This is a genomic window from Thiocystis violacea (assembly GCF_016583565.1).
Lineage (GTDB): Bacteria > Pseudomonadota > Gammaproteobacteria > Chromatiales > Chromatiaceae > Thiorhodococcus > Thiorhodococcus violaceus_A.
The window spans coordinates 1-7995 of sequence record NZ_NRRF01000120.1 but is presented as its reverse complement, the minus strand read 5'-3'; the positions used below and the strand labels follow the sequence as shown (position 1 = coordinate 7995).

6 protein-coding genes and 1 pseudogene are annotated in these 7995 nt (G+C 52.0%); 5 read left to right on the top strand and 2 right to left on the bottom strand.

Going from position 1 to position 7995, the window contains the following annotated elements:
- Positions 1-33: 33 nt before the first annotated feature.
- Positions 34-774 (bottom strand): annotated as a pseudogene (locus CKO23_RS23240) (Tn3 family transposase); the annotation flags it as partial.
- Positions 775-908: 134 nt separating this feature from the next.
- Between CKO23_RS23240 and CKO23_RS23235 the strand changes: the two are divergent.
- The 5 genes from CKO23_RS23235 (at position 909) to CKO23_RS23210 (ending at position 6805) form a co-directional block, all read left to right on the top strand.
- On the top strand, positions 909-1121 hold the full coding sequence (locus CKO23_RS23235) for a hypothetical protein (RefSeq protein WP_200335652.1): 213 nt from the start codon (positions 909-911) through the stop codon (positions 1119-1121).
- Positions 1122-1482: 361 nt separating this feature from the next.
- Positions 1483-3687, top strand: a complete 2205-nt coding sequence (locus CKO23_RS23230; protein WP_200335650.1) for a DNA methyltransferase — start codon at positions 1483-1485, stop codon at positions 3685-3687.
- Between the two features lie 4 nt (positions 3688-3691).
- Positions 3692-4489 (top strand): hypothetical protein, encoded by a 798-nt coding sequence (locus CKO23_RS26120; protein ID WP_242482684.1) that lies wholly within the window; start codon positions 3692-3694, stop codon positions 4487-4489.
- Positions 4486-5715: a DUF262 domain-containing protein gene (locus tag CKO23_RS23215; protein ID WP_200335648.1), complete on the top strand. Its 1230-nt coding sequence runs from the start codon at positions 4486-4488 to the stop codon at positions 5713-5715. Before CKO23_RS26120 ends, CKO23_RS23215 begins: the two co-directional genes overlap by 4 nt.
- 1 nt (position 5716) lies before the next feature.
- Positions 5717-6805 carry a HEPN domain-containing protein gene (locus CKO23_RS23210; RefSeq protein WP_200335647.1) on the top strand — a complete coding sequence of 363 codons (1089 nt, stop codon included), beginning with the start codon at positions 5717-5719 and terminating at the stop codon, positions 6803-6805.
- Between the two features lie 21 nt (positions 6806-6826).
- Here CKO23_RS23210 and CKO23_RS23205 read toward each other — a convergent pair whose 3' ends face one another.
- Positions 6827-7819, bottom strand: a complete 993-nt coding sequence (locus CKO23_RS23205; RefSeq protein WP_200335646.1) for a tyrosine-type recombinase/integrase — start codon at positions 7817-7819, stop codon at positions 6827-6829.
- Positions 7820-7995: the final 176 nt, after the last annotated feature.

Below are 7995 nucleotides of genomic sequence, written 5' to 3'. Positions count from 1 at the left end.
GGGGTCACCGCAGAATTCGGAAAAAATCGTACGCTAATGTTTCGCCCCTAGGCGTAGCGGCCGAAACCGCCCGTCCGCGGGCAACCGATCCTGCCGCCAGACATAGTCGCCAGTCAGATTGATGTGCTCCCACCCCAGCGGCGACAGGTACTGCAGCAGGGTGTCATCGACGGACACTCCGGTCGCGCGCAGCGCCTCGACCGCCCGCTCCAGGTAGACCGTGTTCCACAGCACGATTGCTGCGGTGACCAGGTTCAGACCGCTGGCCCGATAGCGCTGCTGCTCGAAGCTGCGGTCGCGGATCTCGCCCAGGCGGTTGAAGAACACGGCGCGGGCCAGCGCGTTGCGGGCCTCCCCCTTGTTCAACCCGGCGTTGACCCGGCGGCGCAGTTCCACACTTTGCAGCCAGTCCAGGATGAACAGCCTGCGCTCGATCCGCCCCAACTCGCGCAGGGCCACGGCCAGGCCGTTCTGGCGCGGATAGCTGCCGAGCTTGCGCAGCATCAGGGAGGCGGTCACCGTGCCCTGCTTGATCGACGCGGCGAGCCGCAGCAGTTCGTCCCAATGGGCGCGGATCTGCGCGATGTTCAGGGGGCCGCCGATCATGGTGCGCAGTCCCGGATACTCCTCCCCGTTGGTCGCCAGGTACAGCTTGGTATCCTTGAGGTCGCGGATGCGGGGTGCAAAGCGGAAGCCGAGCAGGTGCATCAGCCCAAACACATGGTCGGTGAAGCCCGCCGTATCGGTGTAGTGCTCCGCGATGCGCACTGACGCAAGAGGATTGGGACTACGGGTATGCAGTGGCTCGCAAGGGGACCGTTGATCGTGACCCACACCTCCATCTTCCCGATAAGAACAAAATCGAGACTTCCTACGCGCGCCCTCGGGGTTGCGTGCGCACATACGGCGTGCTTTCCGACACCAAAATTCAGGAGTATTGCCAGGCCGAAGATGACAGCAACTGTGATGTGGAAAGTCTGCGTAAGCGGTTCTGTGAGCCGCTCGCCGTGATCTACTTCCAAACGGAGGCTCCCGCAACGAAAAAAACGGGTATGCCGTCCTACATACTGTACCGCCGTATCACGAAGGAATTCGCTCAGGAAGACGCGGCCAAGCCGTGACGCGAGAGGAGTGGAACCGCGCGGCGGTCCACAGCGCCTTACAGCGGATTGAGGCCATCTACCGCCATTACCTCACAACCGGACGAATGTTATCGGGCTCTATCATGGATCTGTATTTCAGACACCTCATCGAAGCCATCGAAGTCACCATAACCGGCGTTGAGAGTTGCATTAAAAGCGATTTTTACTCATTCGAGCAAATGAGGTGTGGAACTAGACGAGTGGATCGGTCACCTGTTCGCAAATCCGCAGCCTGCATTTATTGAAATACTTATTTTTATCGATATGAACGAAGACGTATAGATCGCTTTCATTCGATAAATTTCTCGATTTACTCGTTCTTAAATGCGATAAATAGATAATGAAGAATAATTTACAGGTCCAGGAGTTCTTTGATCTCCCTCTTCCCGATTTCGACGAAGGCGAACTGCCTTTTTTTTCTGGTTATTGCGCCTTGGAAGACGATAATTTTCCGTTCGAATATATCAGCGATATTGCAGAGATCGAGAGTTGGCGCAAGGAACTAAATCGCCCTCTCTACCATATCCATAAATGGTGGGCTCAGCGTCTAGGAACCGTCTTTCGCGCTATCTGCCTAGCAGCTTTGACCCCATCCGGTAGTGATATTATTAAATTATTCTACCGCTCTGTGCGTTTGAAAGATGCGGTAATTTTCGACCCCTTCATGGGTAGTGGTACTACTGTCGGCGAAGCGGTGAAGCTTGGCGCAAGAGCCATAGGACGGGATATAAACCAAGTCGCGCATTTCCTAGTCAGAAATGCACTCGCTTTTCATGATCGCGAAAATGTTATGGCGACATTCAGAGATATCCAATGCGATGTTGCCGAGCAGATTAAAGACTATTATCGTACAACGCTTCCAGATGGGACATCGGCAGATGTTCTATATTATTTCTGGGTTAAAATCGTCGATTGCCCAGAATGTGGTCATGAGGTCGATCTTTTCTCGTCACGCATTTTCGCAAAGCATGCTTATCCGAAACGCTATCCTGATTCTCGTGCTGTCTGTCCAGACTGCGGCGAGATAAACCTCGTTCGCTATGATGCTAAAGAAGCGACATGTACAGGATGTAGCCAAGAATTCAATCCTCAGACAGGTCCGGCAAATGGACAGAAGGCTACTTGTCCATCGTGCTCTTATACGTTTCCTATTGCGAAAACGATCAGGCAGGGAAATTCAGCGCCAAATCATCGCCTATATGCAAAGCTCGTTCTTCTACCCAATGGTACGAAGCAATATGCTCGTATAAGTAGAGAAGATTTAGAACTTTTTTCACAGGCATCAAAAGCCCTCTCGGAACGGATTGATCCATATCCGGTTGTCGCCATCGATCCTGGATATAATACAAATCAGGCGCTCGGATATAATTACCGTTACTGGCACGAAATGTTCAATGAGCGGCAACTTCTTTGCCTGTCGATCCTTGCTGAACGCATCCGCAGAGTTCCAGAACCGGTCTTACGCGAGCTATTTACATGCCTTTTTTCCGGAGCTTTGGAATTCAATAATCTTTTTGCTTCTTACAAAGGTGAGGGAACCGGTGCGGTCAGACACATGTTTGCCCATCATATCTTGAAGCCTGAGCGTGTGCCTTTGGAGGCCAATCTGTGGGGGACGCCGAAGAGTTCTGGCTCTTTTATGACCATGTTTGACGGTCGCATAAGGAGAGCCCTTGAGTATGCGGATGATCCATTTGAGCTTCGCCTGATTTCCCGTAATGGAAAGGTTGTCAGTGAAAAAGTATATGGTCTTTCAGAAAAAATCGGCTTTGATATTGCGTGTGATGTAGATGATTTCGAAACAGGTAAACGTGTGTATCTCTCTTGCGGAGATTCAAGCCAAACAGACCTGAAAGATAAATCGGTGGACTCCATCATAACTGATCCCCCGTTCTTCGATAATGTCCATTATTCGCAATTGGCAGATTTCTTCCATGTCTGGCAGCGCCATATTCTTGGCGAAAATGATCACCGGAAAGCCCATACCACACGTTCTGAGTTTGAGGTTCAGAATGCTGAAGAGGCCGCATTTACAGAGCGGCTCGGGGCGGTCTGGGCGGAAGCGTATCGCGTTCTGAAAGATGATGGTGTGCTGGCGTTTACTTACCATCATTCGCGTCCGGAAGGCTGGCGGTCCGTGCTCCAGGCACTGTTTCACGCCAGATTCTATATCACAGCAGTTCACCCGATTAAGTCGGAAATGTCTGTGGCAATGCCGAAGCATCAGGCTAAGGAGCCGATCGATCTCGATATCATCATCGTTTGCCGCAAGTGTATTCAGCCTGAGCAACACCGTTGGGATGGTGATCTTTGGGGAATTGTTACGCCGAAAGCTGCGGATCAGGTTCGGCGCCTTAGAGAGTCTGGGAGGCGTTTAAGCCGCAACGATGTGAGAATCATCGTCATGGCGCAGCTACTGCGTCAACTATCGATCTCACATGACGAGGAAGTGGCGATGACGTTGCTGGAAGGAAGCGCTCCAGATATCGAAGCGACTATCGCAGCGCTTCATTGTGAGAAAACTAGAAAACTTATTGAGGAATAGGAACGTGTCTGTTTTTTGCACTGTTTTTAAGGAATGCGTCAAGGCCATTCGCGACGGTAAGCTTATCGAGCGCGAGGGGCGTAATGACAAAGAGTTTCACTTTCAAAACTGGTTTCAGGCAAGGTTGGATGCAGTAGAGGAAAACTACGATACGCCGGGCCGCAATACTTATCCGGATTTCAGGATGGTCCGTACCACAGAGGGATTCGAGATCAAAGGACTGGCCTACCCAGGGCGTGAAGCGGACTACGACTGCAACAGCCAGGTGCCGCGCGGAGAGCATAATGGAAGGCAGGTTTTTTATGTTTTCGGACGTTATCCAACAGAGCCAGACGGCAATCGGTATCCGGTTTTGGACCTCGTTATCTGCCACGGTAGCTTTCTGAATGCGGATAACACTTACGTCCATAAAAACAATAGTTTCCGTGGATTTGGAAGCTACGGTGATATTCTTGTTCGTGACCGAAAAATGTATGTTGCGCCGACACCATTCGCGCTCGCGGAAGGTACGGCACATCGGCGAACCCTGATCCTTCCTGCTGATGAACCAGTGCAAGAGGGCTTTGTGGAGGTGGCCGCTCTTACCAGAAAGGAAGTCGAGCGCATGGTGGTAGCCTATCAGTTCGATCTCCGGACAAATGAGATTAAGACAACGCTTGTGCCCAACCCGAGCGCCGGGCGTGAGCACTTTTTCAAAGCTTACCGTTTGAACGGTGATCCCATCGAACCGGTGGTACTCCGCGAGCGCTCAAGAGAGATGGCGGAGGCCGCATACGTGCCTGATCTTGGGGACGACGAATGACCAGCACTGATAGCCATCTGATTAAGAATGAGCGCATAGACGTCGTAACGGGTGAGGCGCAAGCGGCTGCAAGTCCGCCGGATTCTGTGATTAATGAAAAGTATATCAAAGGCGAGGTTCGAATTGTAACAGAGCAAGCCCGCTATCCGCTTAATACCATTGCCTCAATGGTAGAGGATAAGGGTTATAAACTCTCTCCAGAATATCAACGAAGACACCGATGGTCGGTCGAAAAGCAATCTCGGCTTATCGAGTCTTTGATTATGAATGTGCCCGTGCCGCCGATATTTCTTTATGAGTACGAATACTCGAAGTACGAAGTGATGGATGGTCTGCAGCGACTTACGGCTCTCCATGATTTTTACCGAGACAAAATTCGTCTCGAAGGGCTAGATCAATGGCCAGAACTCAACGGAAAAACATATAGCGAGCTTCCAGAGAAGGTTCGCGAAGGTATTGATCGTCGCTATTTGTCATCTGTGATCCTTTTGAAAGAAACAGCAAAGAGCAGCGAGGAAGCGCTACGGCTTAAACAAATGGTATTTGAGCGTATTAATAGCGGAGGAGTGAAATTAGAGCCGCAGGAAGCGCGTAATGCCATACTAGATGGTCCAATGAATCAAAAGTGTATGGAGTTGTCAAGGAATGAAGTTTTGTGTCGGTTGTGGGGTATTCCTCAGCCTGATGAGCAAGAAATAAATGGCGGGCCGCCATCCCAAGAACGTATTGAAAACGAAGACTACAGAACGATGGCAGATGTCGAGTTAGTGTTGCGGTTTTTTGCTTACAGGCAAAAGCATAGGTTGCATAAGTCTGGAGAAAGTCTCGGTACGTATTTTAACAATTACTTGCGTCATGCAAACAGCTTTCCGAACGAGACGATCAATACTCTTGGGGATATCTTCGAGAAGACGATTCAACTGGCGGAAGACATATTCGGGGAAAAGGCTTTTTGGTTGTTCAGGAAGCGGGAACGGGGCAGCGAAGAGCATTGGCGATGGTTAGAGCGTCCCGCGATATCGGTATATGAACCATTGATGCGCGTGCTTAGCGAAAAGCTAGAAAACGCGCAAGAGCTTAAAGAGAGAAAAAATATAATTTTGGGTGGGATGGAAGATTTCTATAGGAATAGATATGGTGCATTCGAAGGTCGTAATGTGAATCCTTCTGCATTAACGGCACGAGAAGACGCATATAGAGAGTTGTTGAGTAGCGTGTTGGATTAAGATGAGAAGCGTCCTTCTTGAAATGGAGCGAGAACTTGGCGCCTTGGCGCAGTTTGTGTCGTCATCAGAAGCAGAGGAGTCTTTAATCGCAATATTGCAGAGTCAGGAGGGGTTTAGGACAGAAGAGGTTAGGCAGAGAAGCGCAGTAATCATAGAAGGGCTTACAAATAAAAAGAGATATGTGTATGCGGTTTCTATCGTTTCTCTTTATGGCGCTTTAGAAAGATATGTCGAAAAATTGGTGCATGCATATCTGAGTGTTTTGTCAAATATCTTAGGGTACACTGCGATTGCAGAAGGTATCCGGCGGGCGCATCTTAATGGATCGATAGACTACCTTCAAGCGCTAAGAGATGAACGTGTGAAGTCTGAGGATACGGTGGAGGAGGTAATAAAGCGATTAGCGGGTTGCATAAAGGAAGACGAGATATTCGAATTCAATGCAAAGGCGTTTACGCTTCGATCTGGAAATATGAATAGGAAGCGGATAGCTGAGATATGCGAGAGGGTTGAGGTAAAGACGCTTCTCCGGCGAATTGATGATACAGTTACGATAAGTGATTTCGAGGAAAGAGAGGAGATGGCAAAGCGGAAGTCAGATGAAGAGGTACGGGGAACATTTAAGGAAATTGATGAAATCGTGGAAACGAGAAATGCGGTCTCGCATGGCGCTTTGCAGATGGATCAAATCGAGGATAATGAGCTAGTGAAGGAGAAAATTGAGAAGGTTGGGATTTTTGGAAAGGCTTTGTACGAGGTCTTGGAACAAGAGGTATGGAAGTGCGCGTTAGAGGTAGGAAAGATGAAAAGGATAGGGGTGCCGATCCATAAATACGGCACCAATGTCGTGTGTTTTAATCTGGAAACGGGGAGCGTTAGAAGGGGAGACTGGATGGTGCTGGTACGGAATAAGCAGGGCGAACCGTTTCGGAGGGGAATAGTGGAGACATTGCAAGTAAATAACGAGGAGAGGGAAGATGTAGATGGCGGGGAAGGAGTTCAGATAGGTATAGGTCTTTCAGTGAAGGTGAGCAAAAACGGTGAATATTGGATTGCAGAAAAGGAGATTGTGGAGCTGGTCAGTCAGTAAGAGGAGCGGAGAGCGCGGGAGCTATATCCCGATCCTTTCAACTTCATCCATTGAAACCTGATCCCCGCGCCGGTCGTAGAGCCGCGTGGTCTTGGGGTCGGAGTGCGCGGCCATGCGCTGCGCGTGCTCCAGCTTGGCCTCGGGGTTTTCGAGATAGGCCGTGATGCCAGTGCCCCGGAAGGTGTGATTGCAGATGCCGGGGGCGTCTATCCCTGCCGCGCCCGCCCGGCGCTTGACCATCGCCCAGGCGCGTTGCCGGTCGAGACGGGTCGCGCCGAGCGTTTTGGTCGTGCGGTCCACCGTGCGGAAGAGGGGGCCGCTCGTATCCTCGCCGATGCCGGCGGCCTCGATGTATTCCCGCAACCAGTCTTTCAGATTGTGCTGGCAGGGCATTTCGTGGCGCTTGCCGCCTTTCTCGTGCAGCCGGACCCAGAGGGCATCCTGTTTCGGGAACACATCCTTGACGTTCATGCCGATGGCGGCGGAGACGCGGGCGAAGGTATAGACCATGAGCCCGATCAGGGCGCGATCGCGCAAGCCCACGAGCGTGTCGGTCGGGATCGCGCGGATTAACTGCCGGGTCTGCGTGGGCGAGAGGATCGGTGTCTTGCCGACGGTGCAGGAGAATTTCGGCCCCCGGACGAAGGAGGCCGGGTTGATCTGGAGGACCTGGCCGGTGACCAGCCAATCGAAGAGGTGGCGCAGCGCCGCGAGGCGCTGTTTGACGCTTTGGGCCTCAAAGGTGCGGGTTTGCAGCTCCACCCAGGCCGCGACGTGGACCGGCTCGATGTCGAGGAGATCGACGATTCCGGCCTCGCGTTCCGCCCAGCCGAGAAAGTCCCGCACGGCCCGCAGATAGGCTTCGCGCGTGTTGCGATTTCGGATTTGCGCCGCGAAGAATTCCAGAAACCGCTTTTCGGCCTGGCCGCCGGCGCGCGCGATCAACGCCGGCATTCCCGCCGCACCGCCGGCGCGTTCCAGCCCCCCCGATGTCGCCCTCACCTGCTTTTCCATATCCCCGCCCTTTCAGTAGTACATAACCTCTTTCTGGGGTCTCCACTTAACCGGAGTAAACTCCAAGGGTGACTTACCCTCATGCTGGCGTTGATTATCCGCGGACTGCGGGCGAGTTCCAGTCCTGGTTTCGCACCGATGCGGACTGCCTCGACTACCTGGAGTGGCTCCGGTGG